The following is a 23,082-nucleotide window of genomic DNA, read 5'->3' as shown; positions in this document are numbered from 1 at the left end:
ACACCCCGCCCGACCCCACAGGTAATCTGGACGGGCGTACAGCTTCCCACGGTGCTGGTCGCTGTGGGGAGCAGCGTCGCAGCGAAAGGAACGCATCGTGACAGCACATCGACCTGCCCAGGTCGCGCGGCACGCCGCCATCGTGCTCGCCGGTGCCGCCAGCTTGAGCCTGACCGTCGTGGCGGGCGCGTATGTCGTACAGCAGATCGCCGATATGCAGCGCCCGGCGACTCGGATCGCCGCGCCGGTCACTCCGCCCGCCCCGGACGAGCCCGACCATGGCCGCCGGTACACCCCCTATCCGGTACTGACCGGCACCAGTTTCGTCCTGCCCGCGGCTGCTTCGGTTCCGCGTGCGGCCGAGCCGGACACCGCCAAGCCGGAAACCACCGCGCCGCACGTAGATTCGCCTACCGCGCGGCCCGCTCCCACACCTGTCGGCGGCAAGGTGCGATTCGGCGATGCCTATGTCGGCGCGCAGGTCGCACAGGTCGAGGACGACACCGTCTCGGTCACCGTGGACACCAACGCTTTGATCATGCTGCCGGGCTACCTCCGCTCCTCCGGCCCCACGTCGGAGATGCCGGCCGTGACCACGATGCGCACCGACCTCGATACCCACAGCGGTGAAGTGCGGATGGCGTTCTCCGATCCGCGACTGGGCGAGCACGACCTGCGCTTGAACCGGCACTCCACGCCCGCACCCAGCCGTGACCTCGAACAGCGGACCACCGAACGCGCGCCCGCCCCCGCGCACGGCGGAGCGGATTCCACCGTCATGTGAGCTACCGCTTACCCTGCTCGGCATGAGCGCCTACGACTTCTGCGTCATCGGCGGCGGCATCGTCGGCGTCGCGACCGCGCACCGGATCCTGGCGCGCAATCCCGGTGCGAGCCTGGTGCTGCTGGAGAAAACCCAGCGGCTGGCCGCCCATCAGACCGGCCACAACAGCGGAGTCATCCACTCCGGCATCTACTATCCGCCCGGCAGCCTGAAGGCCACGCTGTGCCGCCGGGGCGCTCGCTGGACCAAGGAATTCGCTGCCGCCCACGACATTCCGTACCGCGTCTGCGGAAAACTACTGGTCGCTACGGACGACGCCGAATACGAACGCATGCTCGCGCTGCACGAACGCTCGATCACCAACGGCGTGGCCGTCGAACTGATCGACGCCGCGGAGCTCACGCGGCGGGAACCGCACGTCACCGGCGTGGGGGCCCTTTTCGTCCCGGACACCGGCATCGTCGACTTCACCCGGGTGACCGAAGCGCTCGCCGAGGAAGTCCGCGGCGCGGGTGGTGAATTCGTGCTCGGCGCCGAGGTCGCCACGCTCACCGAGACTTCGGATGCCGTGACCGCCGCGGGACCGGCCGGCTCGTGGACGGCTCGCCGCACGGTGATCTGCGCGGGCCTGCAAGCCGACCGGATGGCGCGGGCGGCCGGGCTGCGCACCGACTTTCGCATCGTTCCCTTCCGCGGCGAGTACTACCAGCTGCCGCAGGAGCGAAACGGTCTGGTCAGCACATTGATCTATCCGATCCCGGATCCCGGATTGCCTTTCCTCGGCGTGCATTTGAGCCCGACGATCGACGGCGCGCTGACCGTGGGGCCGAACGCCGTGCTCGGACTGTCGAGGGAGGGCTACCGCAAAGGCAGTGTCGACCTGCGCGACGCGCGAGAAGTCCTCGGATTCACCGGATTCCATCGCGTCGCCAAGGCGAATGTGCGCACCGGTCTGCGGGAACTGCGCAACTCGCTGTTCAAGCGCGGATACCTCGAGCAGTGCCGCCGCTACTGTCCGGAGCTGACGCTCGCCGATCTGCGGCCCCGCGAGGCGGGCATTCGCGCCCAGGCGGTGCTGCGGGACGGAACACTGGTGCACGACTTCATGATCGAGCGCACCGAGCGCTCGGTTCATCTGCTCAACGCCCCCTCACCTGCGGCGACCTCGGCCATGCCGATCGCGGAGCACCTTGTCGACCAGCTCTGAGGACGGCGCGAACGACCTTCCTCCCAAGCAACCATTCGGTCGCAACCTGGCGAAATAACGGACGAAATCCCGCAGAGCCCTCGAATAAAGAGGAGAGCTGTAGTACTTTTAACGCCAGTCGTGGGACAGGGAGGGCCTATGGGCCACATCAAGTACGCGAGTGACGTCGGAGCGCCCGTCGAGGTCGCTTTCAGCTATACGGACAACCATCTGTTCGTACCGGATTGGATGTTCGGCATCGCGGACTTCGTACCGACCGGCGACCAGGACCGCGGACTCGGCGCGGTCTTCGCCACCACCACCCGCTTCGCGATCTGGCAACCGACTTCCACCTGCGAGATCACCGAACACCGCCACAACGCGGTGATCGGCTATACGCTGCGCGGACGGTTCTCCGGCACGTTGCGGCTGCGCTTCGACCCACTCGGTTACGGGCGCTCGGTGCTGACCTCCGAGGCGGAGTACAGTCCACCTCGCGGAGTGGTCGGGCGCCTGAGCACCGGCTTGGTGGACGCCGCGGTCAAATCGGCGCTGCGGCGTACGGAGGCCCGGTTACGGAGGGAGATAGAGGAATTCCACGGTACCGATCTTGTCGGTCGGATTGCGTAGGGTGCCAGCCATGATCATCGTGAGCACCGACGGATCCTGCCTCCGCAATCCCGGCGGCGCCATCGGCTGGGCTTGGGTCAATCATCAGGGCTCCTCCGCCAGCGGGGGAGCTGCGTCCGGAACCAACCAGGTCGCGGAGTTGCGCGCGGTGCTGGAAGCGATCGTCGCCCATCCAGGGTCCGAACCCCTGCTCATCGAGAGCGATTCGCTCTACGCGATCAAATGCGCCTCGGAATGGGTATCGGGCTGGCGGCTCAACGGCTGGCGCACGTCCACCGGTGGCGCGGTGAAGAATGTCGAACTCGTCCGGCAGATCGATCGGGCCATCTCGAGCAGGCCGGGGCCGGTCCGCTTCCGTTGGGTCCGTGGTCATGTCGGCAACTACTTCAACGAGCAAGCCGACGCGCTGGCCGGAGAAGCGGCTCGGCAGGCCGCGGTCACCGCGGCTGTCGCCGAGGCGAACACCGTGGAAATGCTCGCGGTGACTGTGGAGGAAGCGTCGACGGCGCCGGAAGCGCCGAAAGACAAGGCCGCGGGGAAGGCGGCCGCGCCGTCGGCGCCACAGGCTTTGACGCTGTTCTGATCCGCCGGATCGTCGCAGGCCGCCCGAATGACCTCCGGCGGTGGTGGCTCGGCCCACCGCCGGAGGCGCTCGGCTAGTTACCCGGCTGCGGCGCGGGCTGGCCGGACGGCGCCTGCTGCGGCGCGCCCGGAGCGGGAGCGCCGGGCAGACCGGTACCGGCACCCTTCAGCATCGGCGAATCGAGCTTCTCGACCAGCCACTTGTCGCCGGACTTCTGCAGCTGGGCGATCACCACGACGAACTGACGCTCGGGGTTGGCCTGGGTGAAGTTGGTCCGATACTGCGTGAGGGTCACCAGCACCTTGGCCGAGGTCTTGTCACCGGCCTGGTAGCCGCACTGCACATCGTCGGCCCAGGACTTGACCTGTGCCTGCACCATGGCGTCTTTCAGCGCCTTGGTCGCGTCGTCGAACTCCTTGAGGAACTCGCCCGTCGAGCCCGCCTTCACCGTGGTGAAGTAGTCGTCCAGGTTCTTCGAGTAGTCGTAGACCGACACGTCCTTGCCGAATGTGCACGCGGCGCTCGTGGAGTCGCGGATCGCGTCGAGCTTGTCGCCGCGGTCCTTGCCCTGCAAGAAGAACACCACCACCGCGGTGATCGCGGCGACCGCGAGCACGCCGGCCACGAACGCGGCCACCAGCGGAATCGAGGTGGACTTGCCGGACGGTGCGGAGGCCGCCGCCTTGGGCGAGTCGCTCTTCGCGGCCGGCTTCGCGCCGGCCTCGGCCTTGTCTGCCTTCTCCGCCTTGGACAGCTCGGGCTTCGCCGCGCCGGCGGCGTCCTCCGACTTCCCGGATACCGCGTCGGTGCCCTTGTCGGAGGTGGCGGCCGTGGTCTCGGCGTCCTTGTCGGTCTCGGCGTCGTCGGTAGACATCGATAGAACCTGCACTTTCCCGGCGCGCATCGGTGCGCACCGATTGGCTTCAGCGGCCCGCGGCAGCGAACCTTACGCGTTTCACCGGCGAGTATGCCCGCCCGACGGGAGGACCGCAGGGCCGGGTACGACTCACCGCACCGGAGGCAGGGTCCGCTCGTTCGGATCCACACCCGGCGGCATGTGCGCGCCGTTGTTGGGCACGTCGGGCCGCGGCGCGTTGGCGGCACCACGGATCTGCTGACCCGGCGGCGGATTCTCGCAGTAGTTCCACATCGGGATCGTGCCGTCCTGCACGACCTCGTTGCGCATCTTCGGAGTGTTGTAGGTGCAGAACGGCCGCGGCCAGATGTCGATCATCGCGTGGAATTCGCCGTCGTGCGCCGGGACGCCGAGCGCCTCGCCACCGAGCGCGAGCGAGGGGAACAGCGCGCGCAGCGCGGGCAGCCGCAGCTGCGCCGCCTTCGTGATGGCCTGGAAGTTGGTCGCCAGGCTGGTGATCGGATCGGCCGTCCGGTCCACCACCGCGCCGAGGCTGGTGAGCTGGCCCGGCGCCTGGTCCAGCACGCGCTGCAATTCCGCGTTCGCGTTGTTGAACTGCTCGAACAGCACGCCGGAGTTGCGGGTCAGCGTGGCCAGGTCGGGCTGTGCGTTGGACGTGGTACTCGCGATGGTGCGCAGGTTGGTGATCAGGTTCGTGGTCTGCGGCAGCAACGAGTCCAGGCCCGCCGTCGCCAGGCTGATCCCGTTGACCAGGCCGCGCAGCTGATCCGGGCCGCCGCTGAGCGCGATGTCCAGCTCGTTCAGGATGACCTGGAAGTGCTCCGGGTTGATCTGCGCGATCAGGGCGCTGGAGTTGTCCAGCACCGACCACACCGGCGTGGGAGTGTGGATCCTGTCCGGATCGAACTTGATCACCGCGCCGTTGGCCAGAAACGGCCCCTGCTCGGCATTCGGCCGGAAGTCGATGTACTGCTCACCCGCGCCGGACAGGGCCTGCACCGCGATCTGGGTGTCCACCGGGATCTTGTACTTCGACTCGATCTGCGCGGTGGCGGCGATGGCCTGGCCGCGATCGGTCAGCTCGATCGATGTCACCTTGCCGATGCGCCACCCGCGCAACGTCACGTCGTTGCCGGGTTGCAGACCGCCGGAACGGTCCAGATTCACCGTGACGGTGTAGTCGGACCGCAGCGGGTTCACCCGCATGACGTTCAGCAGCAGGTACGTCGCGCCGACCAGCAGCACGAGCACCAAGCCCACGTTCGACAGGAAGATCTTGCTTCCGAACAGTTTGCGCGCCGAGGTCATCGCTGTCCTCCCACCCGGCCCTGCACCAATTGCAGCACCTGGATCAGGCTGCCCGCGAAGTCCTGCAAGTCGTTGAGGTCCTGGAGCTTGCCGTGCTGCGGATCGGTGAGCGCGCTGATGTCCAGATTGGTCGCGGTCGCGTACACCGCGAAGCTGCTGCCGCGGAAGGTCGCGTCGACCTTCGGCCGCAGCACCCGCAGTCGATCGAGCAGGACGCCGAAGCCGTCGCCGGTCTTGGCTATCGCGTCCATCAGCTGGTGGGTGTTCTCCAGCAGCCCGTTCAAGCTCTCGGTCGAGGTGTTCGCGTAATCGCCGAGGGCGGCGCTGGCGGTGGACAACTTGGCGAGCAGATCGCCGAGGGCTCGGTTGTTCTCGGCGATGGCGCCGATCATCTGCGGCAGCGTGTCGGCCACCTCGCCCAGTTCCGACCGCCTGCCCTCGATGGTGTTGGCGAGGGTGCTGAACTCACCGAGCACACTGTCCACCCGGGCGGAGTTGTCGTTCAGACTGCCGACCACGCCGGTCATCTCGGTGATCAGGTGGGCGAGCTGCTCGCCGCGGCCGCCGACGATGGAGTCCAGCTCGGAACCCAGCTTGGACAGGCTGGCGATGCCGCCACCGTTGAACAGCATGGAGACCGAGATGAGCAGCTGCTCGACGGTCGCGCCCGCGGAGGTGCTGTCGAGGGTGAGCGTGTCACCGTCGTGCAGCATGTCCGCGCCGGGCTCGGTCTTGGGCTTGGACACCGCGACGAACACATCACCCAGCGGGGTGGCCTGACGCAGTTCCGCCGTGCTGCCCTTGGGCAACTCGATGTCCTTGCGGATGGTCAAGTCCACGACGGCCTGGAAGTTCTTGGTCTTGATGTCGGTGACCACGCCGACATCCGAGCCACCGATCTTCACCTTCGCCTGGTCGGGCAGGTTCAGCGCGTTCTCGAAGACCGCGTGGATCGTGTAGGTCTCCCCGCCCTGACCCGGTTTCGGCAACGGCAGCTTCTCCACCGTGAGCCCGCAGCCGGAGGTGACCGCCACACCGGCTACCGCGGCGACGGCGACCAGCGTCCTGCGTGCCTTGATCGTCATTCGGTACGTCATTTCGTCAGTCCGAGCAGTGCGGCGGTGAGCCCGTAGTCGGGTCCGAAGTCCTGCATGTTTCCGGTACGGCAGCCGTCGGCCTTCATCTGGATGCGCTCACAGAACAGGCTGACGATCTCACCCGACAGCGCGGTGCCGATCACCGCGTGCAGCCGGACGTACCCGTGCTCGCGGTTGATGATGTTGTCGACGTTCTGCATGACCATCGGCGCCAGGTCGGCGACTTCGGTGAGGCCGTAGGCGTTGTCGCGCAACTGCTGGGTCACGTTGGTCAGGCCGGTCATCGTGCCGGACAACTGGCTCTCGTACTGCGTCAGCGTGGTGCTGGTGTTGCGCAGGAAGGCGAGGAGTTGATCGAGCGTGGCCTGCAGACCGGGCGCTTGATCGGCGAGCAGGCCGGTCATCTGGGTCACCCGGTTGCTGAAATCGCGCACCGACTGGTCGTTCTCGGCCAGCATGGTGGTGAGGTCGTTCAGCTTGATGATGATGCTGGAGATCGCGTCCTTGTTGTCCACACCGACCTTCAACGCGCTGGACAGCGCGTTGAGGGTGTCACGGATCTTCTCGCCGTTGCCGTTGAGCATCGGGTAGAGCACCCGGCCCGACAGCGGGCCGATGCCCTCCTGGCCCGGCTCCGGCTTCAGCGCGGCGGCGAACTGATCGATGGTCTTGATCATCGTGTCCAGCTCGACCGGCGTCTTGGTCCTTGCTTTGGGCAGGTGCGCGCCGTCGGCCAAGGTCGCGCCGCCGGTGTAGACCGGGGTGAGTTCGATGTGCCGGTCGGTCACGATGGACGGCGAGATGATCGCGGCGATGGCGTCCTTCGGGATCTTCACGTCCTTGTCGATGGACATGTGCACCTCGATCAGGGTGCCTTTGGGCACGATCTTGTCGACCTTGCCGACGTCGAGCCCGAGCACCGTGATCGGATTGCCCTCGTAGATGCCCGCGATGTTGTCGAAGTCCGCGGTGAACTGCAGGGTGGTGCCCAGCGCGTTGTTCACCGAACTCGGCAGCAGCGAACAGCTGCCGATCGTGAGCGCGGCGGCGCTGATCATGAACGCCTTCGCGACGGTCTTCAGCGGAAAGCCCGTGCGGAATCTCATCCCTGGCACCCCTCGATGACTTGGGCGAAGCACAACCAGTTGTCCGGGAACAGCCACGGCAGGCCGACATCGCCGTACGGACCGCTGCCGCCCCAGGAGTTCGCCAGGTAACGCAGGGTCGGCGGCATGATCGACAGCATCCGATCCAGGTTGTCCTTGTTCTTCTGCAGGCCCTCGGCCATGGTGTTCAGCTGCTGGATGGTCGGGCCGAGCTGATCGTTGTTCTCCGCGCCGATCGCCTCCAGCTGCTTGGTCAGCGCGGCGACGTTGTCCAGCAATTGGCGCAGCAGCGCCTGGCGCTCCATCACCCGATTGGCGATGGCCTCACCCTGGGTGATCACCAGCAGGATGCTGTTGCGGTTGTCGCCGAGGATCCGGGTGACCCGGTCCAAGTCCTTCAGCAGGGTGTCCACCTCGGCCTTGCGGCTGTCGATCACCTTGGCCAGCGCACCGACGCTGTCCAGCGCCTGGGCGGTGAGCTGGGGCGAGCCGTTCATCTGCTCGTTGATCAGGTTCAGCGAGTCGGCCAGCTTCTTGGTGTCGAGCGCTTCGAACTTCGGCGTGCCGACCTGCACGACGTCGGCCAGGTTGTACGGAACCGTGGTGTTGGACACCGGGATCCGCTTGCCCCTCAGGCCCGAACCGTCGCCCGGCTCGAGGTCGACGTACCTGGCGCCGAGCAGCGTGGCCATCTTGATCGATGCGCGCGCGTCCGGGCCGAGTTTCACGTCGTCGCTGACGCTCAACGTGAGCAGCACGTGACTGCCCTCGAGTTCGGCGTCGACCACGCGCCCGGAGGACACCCCCGCGATGTTCACCTTGTCGCCGACCCTGATACCCGCGGCCTGCACGAACTCGGCCTTGATCGACTGCTCGCCGACGCCGAGGAGCTTGTAGACGCTGGACACCACCAGCAGCACCACGATGAGGACACCGCCGATGACGCCCAACCAGAAGAACCGGTTGCTTTCGAACCTGGACCTGAGCTTCGTCATCATGGGCGGCACACCGCCGAGTGCGAGGTGCCACCGATCTGCGAGAACAGACCACGGGGGAAGAGGACACCGTAGAGCGACAAGTCCAGCCCGCACAGGTAGGCGTTGGCGTAACCGCCCTCCGAGGTGTGCCTGCCCGCCGCGGACAGGACGTTCGGCAGGTCGATCGCCGCTTGATCGAGCTTGGCGCCGTTGTCCAGCAACAGCGTCAACGCGGCGCTGGTGGAGTTCTGCGCGGTGCGCAGGCTCGGCTGGATCCGATCCATCATGCCGACCAGCGACGTGGTCGCGGTCGCGATCTGCTCGGTCGAGCCGAGCAACGACTGCCCTTGTTCGTACAGCCCGCCGATCAAGGCCCGGGTCTGGGTCACCAGGGTCTCCAATTCATCACCTCGTTTCGCCAACCCCGACATCACGCCCGACAGGTTGGTGATCACATCGGACAGGATCGCGTCCCTGCGCTGGAAGTCGGTGGCCAGCTGGGCGGCCTGCACGATGAACGCGCTCAACGAGACGCCGTCGCCCTGCAATGCCTGAATGAAGGTCTCCGACAGCCGGTTGACCTGCTCGGGCTGCAACACCTGGAACAGCGGCTGGAATCCGTTGAGCAGACCGGACACATCGAACGACGGCTCGGTCCGATCGATCGGGATGGAACCGTTGTTCTTCAACGGCGCCGGGCTCGACGCCTTGCCGGGAGCAAGGGCCACGTACCGCTGACCGATCAGGTTCTGGTAGCGGACCAGCGCTTTGGTGTCGTTGTAGATCGTCTGGTCGCGCTGCACGACGAAGGTGACCTTCGCGACCGACTTCTTCAGATTCGCGTCGCGGCCCCGCTCGATCTTCTCGACCTTGCCCACCCGCACGCCCGCCATGCGGACGTCGTCGCCCTCGTGCAAACCGAGCACGTCGGAGAACGTCGCGGAGTAGGTGTAGGTGTCCCCGTTGACGATGCGCGCCAGCGTGTTCCACACCACCACCGTGACCAGAATCGACACGATGGCGAAGATGGTGAAGCCGATGAGCGGCTTGCGAATGCTCATCGTCCGGCACCGTTGTCGGACACCTGCATGGTTCCGCCCTTCAGAATCGAGCTCAGCAGCAGATATTCGGAGGTGGTCGGCTTGCGGCCGAGCAGTGCGGTGATCGCCGAGTCACCCCGGTAGGAGATCGGCGCCGCCGACGGGGTGCCTTCGGGGGCGGCGGCCGGCGCGACGGGCGCCGGAGCCGCGGCAGGCGGGAGCAGACCCGGCGGCAGCATCGGGAACAGGCCCTCGAGCGGAGTGCCCGCGAACGGAGCGGGTGCGCCGCCGGTGGGAGCGGCCGCGGTGGCGCGGTTCGGGTCCGGCGTGGTGACGCCGGGGATCAGCGGCAGGCCGGGCATCGGCACGACCGGGGGAAGCCCGGCGGCCGACGCGAGCGCGCGCGGCTTCAGCTGTTCGGGCAGCTCGCCGACGTCGGCGACGGCGGGAGCGGTGAAGCAGCTCGGCCCGACCATGTCGCCGTAGCGCGGGCAGTCGGCCACGGTGTAGGGCCGGTACGGCGTGAGGGTGATGCCCGCGTCCCAGACCTGCTGCTTCTGCGGGCCCCACTTGAACGTGGTGTCCATCCGGCGCATGGTCTCGCTGAGGTTCAGCAGGCTCCTGGTGATCGCGTCCGGGTCCGCGGCGAGTGCGCCGAACATGTCGTTCGTGCCCGCGGTGACCTCGATGCCCACGTTCGGGTTGCGGGCGAACAGGTCGTTGACCGTGTCGATGGTGCCCGAGGTACCGGTGATCAACGCGACCAGCTCGCCGCGGCGGTCGGCGATGGTGCGCGCGGTCTGCACCGAGGTGCCGAGCACGTCGACCAGCTCGGGTGCGGACTGGTTGAGCGCGTTGAACGATGCGGAGAAGTCACCCAGCAGCGCACCGAGATCGGGAATCGACTCGTCCACGGCCAGCAGCCAGCGGTCCAGCCGTTCGACGGTGGAGCCGGGCACCCGGCCGCTGCCGTCCAGCGCCTGCGACAGGGTGCCCAGCACCCGGCCGAACTGCACCGGATCGATCTTGTCGAGGATGTTGCGGACCGTGGTGAGCGTGTCCTGCAACGCGATGGTGCCCTTGCTGCGGTCTTCCTCGATGACCGAACCCTCGTGCAGGTACTGGTCGGCGGGGCCGTTGAAGACGAGTTCGACGGAGGTGACGGCGAACAGATTGCTCGGCACCACGCGAGCGGTCACGTTGGCCGGGATGTCGTCGGCGAACTCCGGCTTCATCTCGATCCGGACCTTCTGCAGTTCGCCCTTGGCCGCGACGTCGACGGTCTTCACCGCGCCGACGAGCACGCCGCGGAACTTGACGTCGGCCTGCTCGGGCAGACCGTCACCCGTGGTGGTCAGGTTCGCGGTGACATTGACCTTCTCCTGGAAGAACCCTTTGTAGCGCAGCATCAGGAAGCTGAGCACCAGCGCGAACACGACCAGACCGCACACGCCCGCGATGAACAGCTGCCGCATCGTGGGCCCGCGCCCACTGGGATCGATGATCATCTGGTGTCTACCCCGAGATCCGGATGCCGGGGTTGACGCCCCAGATCGCCAATGTCATGAACAGGTTCGCGAAAACGACCGCGATGATGCACATCTTGATCGCGCGGCCCGCGGCCACGCCGACGCCCTCGGGGCCACCGGAGGCGAAGAAGCCGTAGTAGCACTGGATGAACGTGGTGATCGCGACGAACAGGATCGCCTTGATCAGCGAATAGACGACGTCGGCCGGGACGAGGAACTGATAGAAGTAGTGCTGGTAAGTGCCCACGGCGGTACCGCCGATCAGCTGCACGGTCAGCGAGCAGGAGACGTAGGCCATCGTGAGGCCCAGGCAGTAGAGCGGGATGATGGCGATCATCGCCGCGAACATCCTGGTGCTGATCAGGTAGGGCAGCGGCCGGATGGCGATGGACTCCAGCGCGTCGATCTCCTCGGAGATGCGCATGGCGCCGAGCTGCGCGGTGAACCGGCAACCCGCCTGAGCGGCGAAGGCCAGCGTGGCGAGTAGTGGGCCGAGTTCGCGAGTCGTGGCGAACGCCGAGATCGCGCCGGTGATCGGGCTCAGACCGAGCAGGTTCAGCGAGTTGTAGCCCTGGATGCCGACGGTCATGCCGCCGAAGGCGCTCAGAATGACGACGACGCCGATGGTGCCGCCGCCGACGACGAGATTGCCGTTGCCCCAGGTGACGTCGGAGAGCAGGCGCCACACTTCCTTGGGGTAGTGCTTGAGCGCCAGCGGAATCGAGCCGATCGAACGCAACAGGAAGAACACCTGGTGGCCGAGCCTGGCGAGCCAATCGACCGGCGCCTGGGCCGATTTCCGGATCGTCTGGAGAGGCCGCAGCAGCGGCGGTACATAGGTTGATGACACCGGCTCAGACCACCTGTGACGGGAATAGTGCGTTGTAAACCTGGGTGATGATGAGGTTCACCCCGAACAGCATGATGGTGGAGCCCACCACCGCGGAATTCACCGAGTTCGCGACACCGCCGGGACCACCGCGGGTGTTCAATCCGGTATCGCAGGCGATGATTGCCGCCAACAGACCGAAAATCAGCGATTTCACCAGCGCGACAAGAAGATCGGTGGTCACGGCGAACGACGAGAAGGTGCCGACATAGGAGCCCGGCGTGCCGTTCTGCGCGAATATATTGAAGATGTAGCCGGTCAGGAATCCCACGAAGACGACGAAGCCGCACAGCAGCACGCTCACCAGCATCGCCGCGCCGAGCCGCGGAGCGACCAGCCTGCGCATGGGGTCGACGCCCATGACCTTCATGGCGTCGATCTCCTCGCGGATGGTGCGCGAGCCGAGATCGGCGCAGACCGCGGAGCCGACGGCGCCCGCGATCATCAGCGAGGTGACCAGCGGGGCGCCCTGCTGGATGATGCCGAGGCCGTTGGCCGCGCCGATGAACGAGGTGGCGCCGACCTGGCCGGCGACCGATCCGACCTGGATGGAGACGATGACGCCGATCGGGATGGCGACAAGCAGCGTCGGCGCCGCCGAGACGCTGGCCATGAACGCGCACTGCCGGACGAACTCGGCGAAGGGGAAGCGCCTGCGAAAAATCGAGACGAACAGTTCGGCGACAGCCGCGAAGCCCATCGTGATCTGCCTGCCGAAGGTCTCCAGCGAACGCTTCGGATGATCCTGCCAGTAAGACCTCGTCCAATCGGCCGCACCACTGAACCGTGACCCTGATGGTGGACTCTCGGTCGACTGCACTGGCTAATCCTCCTCGACGCCGGTTGGCTGCCCCGGCGACTCGTTTGCTTGACGCACCTTACTACGGAGTAGTGCAGAACACACCATCCCCTTGTGATCGCAGTCATAGATGTCGCTCACCGCTGCCGGAAAGCAATGGTTAAGCCGTGGAACATTGGGAACGAGCCCAAAGACGGCGGCCCGAGCTCTGGCACAAGCTACAGCCCAGCTGCACGAATCCGGGATCCGCAACGGCGATTCGACTAATTTCTTTGGATAATTCTCATCGAAAATCAGATTTGTTTCCGGAGACCAACACAACTGCTCCTTACTATCACTCGGACACTAACGGCCACAGGCTTTTCACAATTGTGATAGCCGAATGCTATTAGGCGCGTAAGATACATTCCATCTCAGTTGTACGAAATAGGGTTGAAGCGCGGAGCAGTGGGGACAACCCCGTAGTGGTGACGCGCCCGAGATCGTTTACTGACACGATGGGTGCGACAGATTGATATCGTGCGGGCTTCCGACGTCTGGAGGGACATGTTCAGCAAACTCGCCAAGGTGGCCAACGCCGCCTTCGCCGTCGCCCTGGGCGCGGCGCTGCTCGGCACGGGCACAGGGGCCGCGAACGCCCAAACGGGCCCGCCGGTGTTGGGCGGTGGATCCGGCATCATCATCGACAACCAGTTCGAGTGCACGGTCACGACTGTCGGCCATGACAACGCGGGACGTCTGGTCGGCTTGACCGCGGGCCACTGCGGCGACCCGGGCGCGCAGGTCTACGCCGAAGCCGATCGGGAGGCGGGCGTGATCGGCCGGTTCGCCTACTCCAACCACGACCTGGACTACGCCGTCATCCAGTTCGATCCGGGCAAGATCACCCCGGTGAACCGGATCGGCAATGTCACCATCACCGGGCTGGGCGCACCGGCCAACTTCCCGCAGATCGTGTGCAAGGAAGGGCGCACCACCGGCAACACCTGTGGTATCGCCTGGGGTGACGTCTTCCGGACGAACGTCGAGACCTGGAGCCAGATGTGCGTGGTGGAAGGCGACTCCGGTGCGCCGGTGGTCGTCGGGACGACGCTGGTGGGCATGGTCAACGCCTATCTGGCCCTCGCGTGCTTCGGTCCTGAGGTCGGTACCAACATGAGCGCCATCGTGGCCGACATCAACGCACGCGGCGGCGTCGGCACGGGTTACGTCCCGATCTGAGCGGACCACACTTTCGACTTGCGGCCCGAGCGGAGCGATCCGTTCGGGCCGCTTAATTTTCGCTCGGAGCCGGCGCCACCGCCGGACCCGCGACAGCGCACTGCGGCATGCAGTCGACGCTGTCCAACGCGGGCGCGTGCCGCTCAGGACGCAGCAGCACGGCGGCGAGCACCGCGCCGGTCACCAGCAGCCCGGCACACAGCCACATCGCGGTGGCGAAGCCGTCGTCGAAGGCGGCCGGATCACCAAGCGCACCCGAGATGCCCGCGACCCCGGGCAGCGCCGCCACCGCGAGCAGCTGCGCGGTGCGCGCGACGGCGTTGTTCACCCCCGAGGCGATGCCGGCCTCGCTCGCGGGCACCGCGCCCAGCACCGCGCCGGTCAGCGGCGCGACCAGCACCGCGAGCCCCAGCCCGAACACGAGGACGCCCGGAAGCACATCGACGAAGTACCTGGTCTCGGGTCCGATGTGCAGCAGAAGCACCAGGCCCGCCGCCGCCAGCAGCGGTCCGGCGGTCATGGGGATGCGCGGCCCGTGCACTTGCGCCCAACGTCCGGCGGGGGCGGAGAGCGCCAGCATGATCACCGTGACCGGCACGGTCGCGACCCCGGACATCAGCGGCGAGTATCCGGCCACCAGTTGCAGTTCCAGCACCAGCAGGAAGAACACGCCACCGAGGGCGGCGTAGACCGCGAGCGTCACGAGATTCGCCGCGGTGAACACCCGCGAGCCGAACAGGGCGGGCGGCACCAGCGGATGATCGCTGCGCAGCTCGATCACAACGAAGGCTCCGAGCAGCACGACACCGGCCACGATGAGTGAAGGCATGGTGTCGATCAGTCCGAGGGTCAGCGCACCGAGCGCCAGGGCCACCACCAGTGCGCCGGGCACGTCGAGTTCGGCGGCGGCGTCGGGATCGCGGCTCTCGGGCACGTGCCGCAGCGCGACCAGGACGACGACCAGGGTCAGCGGAACGTTGAGGAAGAAGATGGACCGCCAGCCCGCGACCTCGATGAGCCAGCCGCCGAGGAACGGCCCGAGCGCGCCCGCCACGCCGCCGAAACCGGACCACAGGCCGATCGCCGCGCCTTGGTCGCGCCGATCGATGGACGAGGAGATCAGCGCCAGGCTGCCCGGCGTGAGCATCGCGCCCGCGACACCCTGCAGGATCCGGGCCGCGACCAGCATCTCGATGGTCGTCGCGACGCCGCACAACACCGACGCCAGCGCGAACGCCACGGTTCCCCACACGAAGACCCGGCGCCGACCGAGCTTGTCGCCGAGCGAGCCGCCGAGCAGGATGAACGAGGCGAGCGTCAGGGTGTACCCGTTCAACGTCCACTGCAGCCCGGCGACATCGGTATCCAGCGATTCGCCGATCCGCGGCAGCGCGATGTTCACGACCGTCGCGTCGAGCGAGGCGACCGACGAGCCCAGGATGGTGGCCAGCAGAATCCAGCGACCCGTGCCGGATTGCAGCCGCGGTAGCTCGGTGGTGCTCACCACCCCAACCTAGCGGCCCGCAGGCGGTGGGAAGTCCCGGTCAGAGTTCCTGGACGCAGACGACGAAGCGGCGCTTGTCGTAGACGTACCCGGTGCCGCTGCCGCAGACGCTGACGTCATCGGCGCCCTGCTGGATCTTGACCACCTTCACGCCCTTCGACGGCGACGAGCCGGCGCAGTCGATGCGCTTGGGGTCGTCACCACCGACATCCATGCAGCCGCCGACCACCCAATCGATGTCCAGGCACAGCGCACCCTGCTCGATGCCGTTGATGGTCTCGGCGTAGTAGTTGTCGGCGTCGCTGCTGCACTGCGAGCTCTTCGCCTTCTTGTCGATCACCTTGTAGTTCGACTCACGGCTGCCGCACGACGCCTTCTCGATGGTGGCGTTGGTGGTGGTGCCGCCGAGTTTCACGCAGTCGTTGACGTTCGCGTCGAAGTCGGTATTGCCGCTCGGCTTGCTCGTCGTCGGCTTGCTGGTGCTCGGAGTGGGCTTGCCCGACGACGGTTTCGGCGTGCTGGTCACCGACACCGCGTCGATCGTCCCGTTGTCCACGGCGGGCTGGGCGGTACCGCTGATCGTGGAACTACAGCCGACCAGCGACAATCCCGCCGCGATGGCGAATCCGGCGAAGGCGAGACGCCCCCAGGTCAGTTGACGAGACACGTACAGTCCTCCCGAGCTGTAACGCCGGCGAACTCACGCCCCCGTGATCCGAAGTTGCCTTGGCTGTGCTTGAAATACCACGCCATGAATACACCATGGACCGAGCGCACGTCGAGCCGAAGGCGGAAACGAACCGCTGCCAACAAGTCTGGGTATGGTGGGATTTCTGGTCCGAGAGGAGTCCCCGGGTGAAGCTGATCAGCGCAATCGTGTGTTCGACCGCCGCGATCGGAGGCTCCCTCGTCGTTCCGGGGGTGGCGGCCGCTGCCGACGTGCACTGCCGATCGGACCACGGGACCGACATCACCGTCATCGATGGGGAGACGGCCTGCCGCGCGGCGACCGACAGTTACGGCTCGGCAAGGGCCAGCGGGATCGATGGGGTCGGCTACGCCAACGCGACCCTCGGCGCCACGGCCATCGGCATCGGTGCGGCGGGCGGCGTCGGTGCCAGCGAAGGCGCGGGCGGAGTTCCGGTCGCGGTCGGCCTCGGCCCGGACGCGGTCGCGCTGACCTCGACCAACGACGACCCGGCGGCACGGACGTTCGCGATCTCGATCGCACTCGAAGGATCGCGAGCGGGGGTGGAAACCGCCGAACAGTCGGTCGTCTGTCTGGGCGTCGCGGCCTTCGCGTGGAACGCCGACAGCGGCGACGCGTGCCTTGCCACCCCTTTTGGGCTCTGGCAGACCCACTGAACGGGTTACCCTGGTTGACCAGCCCGGATAACGGCGGTCAGGAGGTGACCCCATGGTTTCGGCAATGGCGGCGGACGACTTCGAGCCCGCCGATTCGGCCCGCGACAAGCTGGCGGCACCGCGCGAGATGCTGGTCGACCCGCGTTTCATCCGACTGGCCGATCAATTCTTCGGCCTGTTCGCCCAACCCGCGCGCGGCGGCGGTGCGCTGGCGGTCTACCTCGACGGCAGGCCCGTGGTCGACATCTGGGCCGGCTGGGCGGACAAGGAGCGGCGCTGGAACGGCGATACCGTCGCGCTGACCTTCTCCACCGGTAAGGGCGTCGCCTCGACCGTTGTCCACCGCTTGGCCGAACGGGGTCTGATCGGCTACGACATCCCGGTGGCCGAGTACTGGCCGGAGTTCGCCGCGCACGGCAAAGACGACATCACGGTTCGCGACGTGCTCTGTCACCGCGCCGGCTTGCACCGGGTGCGCGGCCTGGTGCCAGGCCGCGAAGGCATCCTGAACTACGACGCCGTGGTCCGGGCGCTGGCCGACAGCCCGCCGGACCCCCGGCGCATCCGCACCTCCGGCTACCACGCGATCACCTTCGGCTGGCTGGTCGCCGAACTCGTGCAGCGGGCGACGGGCACACCGTTCACCGAGGTGTTGCGCACCGAGATCGCCGAGCCGCTCGGGTTGGACGAGTACTGGTTCCGCGTCCCGGAGTCCGAGCGACACCGGATCGCCAAGATCTTCCGACCGCTCGGGCCGCCGGGCATCCGCTGGAACACCGCCTCCTCGGTGCTGTCCTGGGTGCGGCCGGTGCGCGGGCTCGCCGAGGCGGGCATGCCGGAGAGTTTCGACGAGCTGGTCCGCGACCCCCGGGTGCACGACGCGGTGATGCCGGGCTGGAACGGCGTCTTCTCGGCGCGCGCACTGGCGCGGATGTACGGCGCGCTGGCCAATGGCGGAGTGGTCTACACCGGCCACTCGCAGCAGGTCGTGCGGTTCCTGGCGCCGGAGACGATCGCGACGATCGGCCGGGCGCAGTCGGCCCACAGCCGCGATTACGTGCTCGGTCTGCCGATCACCTTCACGCTCGGCTATCACCGCCCGGTATTGATGTCCAAGCAGCAGCCGCGGCATGCGTTCGGCCACTACGGCGTGGGCGGCTCCGGCGCGTACGCGGACCCGGATCTCGGCATGTCGATCGCGTTCGTGACCAACGGGCTCGGCAGCATGGTGACCGCACTCGGCGATGCCAGGCTCGCGCGGCTGGCTGCGACGGCGCAGACCACGGTGCGCAAGCACAAGCAGGCCCCGGGTTAGCGTCGAACCGCTCCGGCGGCGGCTTCGTAGTTCTCGATATGGATGTGCGCATGCGTCGAGCCGATACGGGTGACCACCGCGCCGGACCACGTGTGCCGCGCTCGACCGCACTGCACGCCGTGGCTGCGGGGATCGATTTCGACCGGTACTTCCGGTGGCGCAGAGCGCGCGAAGGCGATCCGTTCTATGTCCGTTTTCCGGGATTCGGCGCCGTGCTGTTCACCGGGACGGCCGTCGGCGCCCAGGAGATCTTTCGCTCACCGGCGGATTTCTCCGAGCCACCGCGGCCGAACCCGATCGAACCGATGGTCGGCGCCGCGTCGCTGATCCTGGCCTCGGGGCCGCGCCACCGCCGCGACCGCGCGCTGCTCGCCCCCGCCTTCCACAGCGCACGGATACGGGAGTACGGCGCGCTCATCCGGGAAGCCACCTTGCGCGAGATGGCCGGGGAGAGCGGTCAGGTGTGGGCGGCGGGCGCGCGGGTCGACGCGCGGGCGGCGGCGCGTGCGCTCACACTTCGGGTGATCACCACGGCGGTGTTCGGCGTGTGCGACCCGCGGCGGCAAGCGGAGTACGCCACCGCGGTGACGGAATTCCTCACCGCGTTCTCCGGGCCGTTGCTCCTGGTACCCGCGCTGCGGCACGGACTGCGCGGGCACGGACCCTGGGAACGGTTTCGCGCCGCGCGCGAACGACTGGATCGTTTGATCCGGGCCGACATCGCGCGCAGGCGCGGGCACGTCGCCGCACAGCCCGGCGACGTGCTCGACGTGCTGCTGTCCGCGTACCCGGACGCCGCCGCGGATGACGAGCTCTGCGAGCAGGTACGCACCTTGCTGGTGGCCGGGCACGAGACCACCGCGACAACCCTGGTCTGGGCGCTGTTCCGGCTGCATCGCGCGCCGGAGGTCTTGGCGCGGCTGCGGCGGGAGCTGCGCGACGCAGGCCCGGAGGCGAGCCCGGCGGAGCCGGCCGCACTGCCTTACCTGGATGCCGTCTGCCAGGAGACGCTGCGGTTGCACCCGCCGGTTCCGATCGTCCTGCGTCGCCTGATCGAGCCTTTCGCGCTGCGCGGAGTGGCGCTCGCCCCGGGGGAGACCGTCGGGATCGCGGTGCCGTTGCTGCACTCCGATCCGGAGGTGTGGCCGGACCCGCGGCGCTTCGACCCAGGTCGCTTCACCGAGCGCCGCTACCGGCCGTTCGAGTTCGCCCCGTTCGGCGGCGGCCACCGGCGCTGCGTCGGCGCGGCCCTCGCGGACTACGAGTTGCGGATCGCGCTGGCCACCATCCTCGGGCGGGTAAGCCTGCGGCTGCCCCCGCGATATGCGCGCAGAGGCGTCCCGCGCTCGGTTCCGCACAACATCGCGACCGGTCCGCATCGCCCGATTTCGTTCGAGGTGACCAGTGAGCTTGGTCACTAACTGGTTTGCGGTGAACCAACTTTCACACGCTCGTCGGCTCCGCGCCGATGCTGTCCGTTCCGTCGTGACCGGGAGGTTTGCCCGCACCGATACCCAAAGGAAGTGATTGTGACTCAGGCCACAACGAGCACGGTTGCTGTATCACTCTGAAACGCCGGTGGCTAGGGGGCGCGCCGGGACGGTAGGAATGGACGACGGGTCGGGCCGTCGATACCAGTGGGGCGCTCTTCTGGCTCCGCGCTGAAATGAAAGATCTCGCCACGCGCGCTTACGCGTGCGCGCGAGAGATGGAATGGACGAGAAACCTATGCATGTCGCTTTGCACACCGGATCGTTGCCTGCTCGCCGCAAGGGAGCGCGGCTGACCCGCCGGATGCGTGAGGGCGCCCTGCTGTCCGCCGCGATCGCGGCGGCCGGTGTTCTGCTCGTCGCGCCTGCTCACGCCGAACCGATCCCGGGTCTCGGCACCGGATCGGCCGCCGCGGCCACCGAGCCCGCGCCGCAGGCGAACTTCGCCCCGCCCTCGATCAACATCGCCGACGGCGAGGTCGTCGGCGTCGCGCAGCCGATCATCATCACCTTCAAGGAGCCGGTGACCGACCACGCCACCGCCGAGAAGGCCATCCAGATCACCTCGTCGAAGGCCGCCCCCGGCCACTTCTACTGGCGCGGTGACAAGCAGGTGCGCTGGCGTCCGGACGAGTTCTGGCCGGACAACACCGACGTGCAGGTCCAGGCGGGCGGCACCACCAGCTCCTTCCGCATCGGCGACGCCTTCGTGACCACCGCCGATGACGAGACCCACACCATCACCATCACCCGCAACGGCGAGGTGGTGAAGGAGATGCCCACCTCGATGGGCAAGCCCAAGCACGAGACGCCGAACGGCACCTACATCGTGGGCGAGCAGCTGCGCAAGATGACCATGGACTCGTCGACCTACGGCGTGCCGGTCACCGACCCGGAGGGCTACAAGCTCGAGGTCGAGTACGCCACCCGCATCTCCAACAGCGGCATCTTCGTGCACGCGGCTCCTTGGTCGGTCGCGCAGCAGGGCGTGTCCAACGCCAGCCACGGCTGCCTGAACGTCAGCACCGAGGACGCCAAGTGGTTCTTCGAGAACGCGCGCCGCGGCGACCCGGTCGTCGTGCAGAACACCCAGGGCGGCACGCTCAGCGCGAGCGACGGCCTGGGCGACTGGAACTGACGATTCGGTAACCCCGGATCGGCGCGAAGCCGAACATTACGATCGAAGACTCGCAGTAGTCGATCGTGATGTTCGGCTTTCGCTGTATTCGGATAGTGGTCGCGAGAGTCGACCGCCGCTTTCAGGTGCGGCTCGGTGACCGGCTGTCCCGCGGCACTCGACCGTCCGAGCCGAGACGGCCGCTGGCGACCGCCCCGGCTCGGCGAATCACCAGATCTTCACACGCTCAGCGGGATCCAGGTAGAGCGCATCACCGGGTTTCAGGTCGAACGCCTCGTGGAAGCTGTCGATGTTGCGCACGACCGCGTTGCAGCGGAACTCCGCCGGGGAGTGCGGATCGGTGGCGAGCCTGCGGACGGCTTCCTCCGCACGGGCTTTCGTGCGCCACACTTGCGCCCAGCCGAAGAACACCCGTTGCAGGCCGGTGAGCCCGTCGATCTCCGGTGCGGGGGCGCCGCCCAGCGAGATCTTGTACGCCTCCAGCGCGATGGAGAGGCCGCCGAGGTCGCCGATGTTCTCGCCGATGGTGAACCGGCCGTTCACCGTGTGCTCGTCCGGCAGGTCCTTCGGGGAAAGCACGTCGTACTGATCGATCAGTGCCCTTGTCCGCTTGCCGAATTCGGCGCGGTCCTCGTCGGTCCACCAGTCCACCATGTTGCCGTCACCGTCGTACTTCGAACCCTGGTCGTCGAAGCCGTGCCCGATCTCGTGGCCGATCACCGCGCCGATACCGCCGTAGTTGGCCGCGTCGTCGGCGTTCATGTCGAAGAACGGCGGTTGGAGGATGGCGGCCGGGAAGACGATCTCGTTCATGCCGGGGTTGTAGTAGGCGTTCACCGTCTGCGGGGTCATGAACCACTCGTCCCGGTCGACCGGACCGCCGAGCTTCTTCAGATCCCGATCGTGTTCGGCCGCATAGCCTCTGCGGTAGTTGCCCACCAGATCGGCCGGGTCGATCACCACGCCCGAGTAGTCCCGCCACTTGTCCGGGTAGCCGATCTTCGGGGTGAACTTCTCCAGCTTCGCCAGCGCGGCGAGCCTGGTGCCCTCGCCCATCCACTCCAGCTCGGCGATATTGCGGCGATAGGCCTCCTGCAAGTTGGCCACCAGTCCGACCATGCGCGCTTTGGCTTCGGGCGGGAAATGCTCGGCCACATATAGTTTGCCGACCGCCTCACCGAGCAGACTCTGCACCAGCGCGACCCCGCGCTTCCAGCGTTCCCGGTTCTCCTCGGCGCCGGTGAGCGTGCGGCCGTAGAAGTCGAAGTTCTCCTCGACCACCTCGTCGGTCAGATACGGCGCCCGCGCGCGGAGCACTCGCCATGCCGCCCATGCCTGCCAGTCCGCGAGCGGCTCGTCGGCCCACAGCCGCGCGAACGTACGCAGATAATCCGGCTGATGCACCACCGACTCGGCGAACAGCTCGGGGCCTGCCGCGTCCGCGCCTTCGGCCAGGGCGGAAGTCCAAGCAGCCCAATCGAACTCGGGGTTGTCGGCGACCAGCGCATCGAAGGTGGTCAGGTTGTATCTGAGTTCGGCGTCCCGGCGGCGCACCACGTCCCAGTGCCCGGCGGCCAGTTTGCGCTCCAGCTCGAAGACGCGTTCTCCGACGGTGCCGAGATCCTCCGGCAGCAGCCCGGCGACCTGCGGGTCGGCGGCGGCCAGGGCGAACATGCGGTTGATGTGCGCGATGTATTTCGCGCGGATCTCGGCGAACTCGTCCTGCCGGTAGTACGACTCGTCGGGCAGGCCGATGCCGGACTGGGTGGCGTGCGCCAGATAGCGGTTGGAGTCCTTGTCATCGGTGTCGACGAAAACGCCGACGGCGCCCCCGACGCCGGTGCGCTGCAACCGGCCGAGCAGCGACGCGAAAGTCCCCTTGTCGCCGACCTCGGCGATCGCCGCGAGCTCGGCCGCGATCGGCGCGAGCCCGGCGGCGGCCACCGCGTCGGTGTTCATGAAGCTGGAGTACAGGTCACCGATCTTGCGGGCTTCGCTGCCCGGCTCGGCGTCGGCGGCCGCGGCGTTCTGGATGATTGCCTGCACGTCCAGCTCCGCCTGGTCGTACAGCGCGCGGAAGGCGCCGTCCACCGCCCGGTCGGCGGGGATCTGATAGTCGGCCAGCCATTTGCCGTTGACGTGCGCGAACAAATCGTCCTGCACCCGCACGTCCTCGTCGAGGTGGGACAGGTCGATACCGGAAGGACGGGTCAGTTCGGAAGTCACGGTGTCCAGTATGCCGAC

General features: G+C 67.3%; 21 protein-coding genes. 9 read left to right on the top strand and 12 right to left on the bottom strand.

The window, feature by feature from the left end; genetic code table 11:
• The first annotated feature begins 97 nt into the window (after nucleotides 1-97).
• From ACZ6DL_RS08750 to ACZ6DL_RS08735, 4 genes are all read left to right on the top strand, one after another.
• A complete protein-coding gene (locus ACZ6DL_RS08750; RefSeq protein ID WP_466049997.1) occupies nucleotides 98-784 on the top strand; it encodes a hypothetical protein in 687 nt (228 codons plus the stop codon).
• A gap of 22 nt (nucleotides 785-806) precedes the next feature.
• Nucleotides 807-1,991: an L-2-hydroxyglutarate oxidase gene (lhgO, locus tag ACZ6DL_RS08745; RefSeq protein WP_466049996.1), complete on the top strand. Its 1,185-nt coding sequence runs from the start codon at nucleotides 807-809 to the stop codon at nucleotides 1,989-1,991.
• Nucleotides 1,992-2,129: 138 nt separating this feature from the next.
• Entirely contained in the window at nucleotides 2,130-2,600 is a 471-nt protein-coding gene (locus ACZ6DL_RS08740) for an SRPBCC family protein (RefSeq protein ID WP_040871272.1), read from the top strand.
• Between the two features lie 10 nt (nucleotides 2,601-2,610).
• Entirely contained in the window at nucleotides 2,611-3,183 is a 573-nt protein-coding gene (locus ACZ6DL_RS08735) for a ribonuclease H family protein (protein WP_063050315.1), read from the top strand.
• Nucleotides 3,184-3,256: 73 nt separating this feature from the next.
• On the opposite strand, the gene ACZ6DL_RS08730 is transcribed toward ACZ6DL_RS08735, so the two are convergent.
• The 9 genes from ACZ6DL_RS08730 to ACZ6DL_RS08690 all read right to left on the bottom strand — a co-directional run bounded on the left by ACZ6DL_RS08730 (nucleotide 3,257) and on the right by ACZ6DL_RS08690 (nucleotide 12,826).
• Nucleotides 3,257-4,057 carry a hypothetical protein gene (locus ACZ6DL_RS08730; protein ID WP_466049995.1) on the bottom strand — a complete coding sequence of 267 codons (801 nt, stop codon included), beginning with the start codon at nucleotides 4,055-4,057 and terminating at the stop codon, nucleotides 3,257-3,259.
• Between the two features lie 132 nt (nucleotides 4,058-4,189).
• Complete coding sequence (locus tag ACZ6DL_RS08725; RefSeq protein WP_466049994.1) at nucleotides 4,190-5,368, bottom strand: MlaD family protein; 1,179 nt, start codon at nucleotides 5,366-5,368, stop codon at nucleotides 4,190-4,192.
• The gene (locus tag ACZ6DL_RS08720) at nucleotides 5,365-6,453 is read right to left on the bottom strand and encodes an MCE family protein (protein WP_391461154.1); all 1,089 of its coding nucleotides are present in this window, start codon (nucleotides 6,451-6,453) and stop codon (nucleotides 5,365-5,367) included. Before ACZ6DL_RS08720 ends, ACZ6DL_RS08725 begins: the two co-directional genes overlap by 4 nt.
• Before the next feature lie 8 nt (nucleotides 6,454-6,461).
• On the bottom strand, nucleotides 6,462-7,571 hold the full coding sequence (locus tag ACZ6DL_RS08715) for an MlaD family protein (RefSeq protein ID WP_466049993.1): 1,110 nt from the start codon (nucleotides 7,569-7,571) through the stop codon (nucleotides 6,462-6,464).
• Nucleotides 7,568-8,566 (bottom strand): MCE family protein, encoded by a 999-nt coding sequence (locus ACZ6DL_RS08710; protein WP_466049992.1) that lies wholly within the window; start codon nucleotides 8,564-8,566, stop codon nucleotides 7,568-7,570. Before ACZ6DL_RS08710 ends, ACZ6DL_RS08715 begins: the two co-directional genes overlap by 4 nt.
• Nucleotides 8,566-9,609 (bottom strand): MCE family protein, encoded by a 1,044-nt coding sequence (locus ACZ6DL_RS08705; RefSeq protein WP_357041091.1) that lies wholly within the window; start codon nucleotides 9,607-9,609, stop codon nucleotides 8,566-8,568. Before ACZ6DL_RS08705 ends, ACZ6DL_RS08710 begins: the two co-directional genes overlap by 1 nt.
• Complete coding sequence (locus ACZ6DL_RS08700) at nucleotides 9,606-11,096, bottom strand: MlaD family protein (RefSeq protein ID WP_466049991.1); 1,491 nt, start codon at nucleotides 11,094-11,096, stop codon at nucleotides 9,606-9,608. Before ACZ6DL_RS08700 ends, ACZ6DL_RS08705 begins: the two co-directional genes overlap by 4 nt.
• 7 nt (nucleotides 11,097-11,103) lie before the next feature.
• Nucleotides 11,104-11,967, bottom strand: coding sequence for an ABC transporter permease (locus ACZ6DL_RS08695; RefSeq protein ID WP_357041085.1), 864 nt, complete (start codon nucleotides 11,965-11,967; stop codon nucleotides 11,104-11,106).
• 4 nt (nucleotides 11,968-11,971) lie between these two features.
• Nucleotides 11,972-12,826: an MlaE family ABC transporter permease gene (locus ACZ6DL_RS08690; RefSeq protein ID WP_040871285.1), complete on the bottom strand. Its 855-nt coding sequence runs from the start codon at nucleotides 12,824-12,826 to the stop codon at nucleotides 11,972-11,974.
• A 525-nt stretch (nucleotides 12,827-13,351) separates the two neighbouring features.
• Here ACZ6DL_RS08690 and ACZ6DL_RS08685 point away from each other — a divergent pair.
• A complete protein-coding gene (locus ACZ6DL_RS08685) occupies nucleotides 13,352-14,026 on the top strand; it encodes a S1 family peptidase (protein WP_040871286.1) in 675 nt (224 codons plus the stop codon).
• A 52-nt stretch (nucleotides 14,027-14,078) separates the two neighbouring features.
• On the opposite strand, the gene ACZ6DL_RS08680 is transcribed toward ACZ6DL_RS08685, so the two are convergent.
• Nucleotides 14,079-15,530: an MFS transporter gene (locus ACZ6DL_RS08680; RefSeq protein ID WP_466049990.1), complete on the bottom strand. Its 1,452-nt coding sequence runs from the start codon at nucleotides 15,528-15,530 to the stop codon at nucleotides 14,079-14,081.
• A gap of 40 nt (nucleotides 15,531-15,570) precedes the next feature.
• Entirely contained in the window at nucleotides 15,571-16,197 is a 627-nt protein-coding gene (gene lppU, locus ACZ6DL_RS08675) for an LppU family putative lipoprotein (protein ID WP_466049989.1), read from the bottom strand.
• Between the two features lie 188 nt (nucleotides 16,198-16,385).
• On the opposite strand from lppU, the gene ACZ6DL_RS08670 reads away from it, so the two are divergent.
• From ACZ6DL_RS08670 to ACZ6DL_RS08655, 4 genes are all read left to right on the top strand, one after another.
• Nucleotides 16,386-16,895, top strand: coding sequence for a DUF6764 family protein (locus tag ACZ6DL_RS08670; RefSeq protein ID WP_357041072.1), 510 nt, complete (start codon nucleotides 16,386-16,388; stop codon nucleotides 16,893-16,895).
• Between the two features lie 127 nt (nucleotides 16,896-17,022).
• Nucleotides 17,023-18,210, top strand: coding sequence for a serine hydrolase domain-containing protein (locus ACZ6DL_RS08665; RefSeq protein ID WP_466050485.1), 1,188 nt, complete (start codon nucleotides 17,023-17,025; stop codon nucleotides 18,208-18,210).
• 50 nt (nucleotides 18,211-18,260) lie between these two features.
• The gene (locus tag ACZ6DL_RS08660) at nucleotides 18,261-19,631 is read left to right on the top strand and encodes a cytochrome P450 (protein ID WP_466049988.1); all 1,371 of its coding nucleotides are present in this window, start codon (nucleotides 18,261-18,263) and stop codon (nucleotides 19,629-19,631) included.
• A 307-nt stretch (nucleotides 19,632-19,938) separates the two neighbouring features.
• Nucleotides 19,939-20,838, top strand: coding sequence for a L,D-transpeptidase (locus ACZ6DL_RS08655; protein WP_393231686.1), 900 nt, complete (start codon nucleotides 19,939-19,941; stop codon nucleotides 20,836-20,838).
• A gap of 207 nt (nucleotides 20,839-21,045) precedes the next feature.
• Here the strand turns inward: ACZ6DL_RS08655 and ACZ6DL_RS08650 are convergent, their stop codons facing one another.
• The gene (locus ACZ6DL_RS08650; RefSeq protein ID WP_466049987.1) at nucleotides 21,046-23,064 is read right to left on the bottom strand and encodes a M13 family metallopeptidase; all 2,019 of its coding nucleotides are present in this window, start codon (nucleotides 23,062-23,064) and stop codon (nucleotides 21,046-21,048) included.
• Between the last annotated feature and the right edge of the window lie 18 nt (nucleotides 23,065-23,082).

The organism is Nocardia sp. NPDC041819, from assembly GCF_055590505.1.
Note: the sequence above shows the minus strand (reverse complement) of the source record. Positions and strands in the feature narration are given on the sequence as shown.

Bases quoted from the DNA above. Each gene is read 5' to 3' on its own strand.
- lhgO (WP_466049996.1), top strand. From the start codon at position 807: ATGAGCGCCTACGACTTCTGCGTCATCGGCGGCGGCATCGTCGGCGTC.
- ACZ6DL_RS08740 (WP_040871272.1), top strand. From the start codon at position 2,130: ATGGGCCACATCAAGTACGCGAGTGACGTCGGAGCGCCCGTCGAGGTC.
- ACZ6DL_RS08735 (WP_063050315.1), top strand. From the start codon at position 2,611: ATGATCATCGTGAGCACCGACGGATCCTGCCTCCGCAATCCCGGCGGC.
- ACZ6DL_RS08730 (WP_466049995.1), bottom strand. From the start codon at position 4,057: ATGTCTACCGACGACGCCGAGACCGACAAGGACGCCGAGACCACGGCC.
- ACZ6DL_RS08725 (WP_466049994.1), bottom strand. From the start codon at position 5,368: ATGACCTCGGCGCGCAAACTGTTCGGAAGCAAGATCTTCCTGTCGAAC.
- ACZ6DL_RS08720 (WP_391461154.1), bottom strand. From the start codon at position 6,453: ATGACGATCAAGGCACGCAGGACGCTGGTCGCCGTCGCCGCGGTAGCC.
- ACZ6DL_RS08715 (WP_466049993.1), bottom strand. From the start codon at position 7,571: ATGAGATTCCGCACGGGCTTTCCGCTGAAGACCGTCGCGAAGGCGTTC.
- ACZ6DL_RS08710 (WP_466049992.1), bottom strand. From the start codon at position 8,566: ATGACGAAGCTCAGGTCCAGGTTCGAAAGCAACCGGTTCTTCTGGTTG.
- ACZ6DL_RS08705 (WP_357041091.1), bottom strand. From the start codon at position 9,609: ATGAGCATTCGCAAGCCGCTCATCGGCTTCACCATCTTCGCCATCGTG.
- ACZ6DL_RS08700 (WP_466049991.1), bottom strand. From the start codon at position 11,096: ATGATCATCGATCCCAGTGGGCGCGGGCCCACGATGCGGCAGCTGTTC.
- ACZ6DL_RS08685 (WP_040871286.1), top strand. From the start codon at position 13,352: ATGTTCAGCAAACTCGCCAAGGTGGCCAACGCCGCCTTCGCCGTCGCC.
- ACZ6DL_RS08665 (WP_466050485.1), top strand. From the start codon at position 17,023: ATGCTGGTCGACCCGCGTTTCATCCGACTGGCCGATCAATTCTTCGGC.
- ACZ6DL_RS08660 (WP_466049988.1), top strand. From the start codon at position 18,261: ATGCGTCGAGCCGATACGGGTGACCACCGCGCCGGACCACGTGTGCCG.
- ACZ6DL_RS08655 (WP_393231686.1), top strand. From the start codon at position 19,939: ATGCATGTCGCTTTGCACACCGGATCGTTGCCTGCTCGCCGCAAGGGA.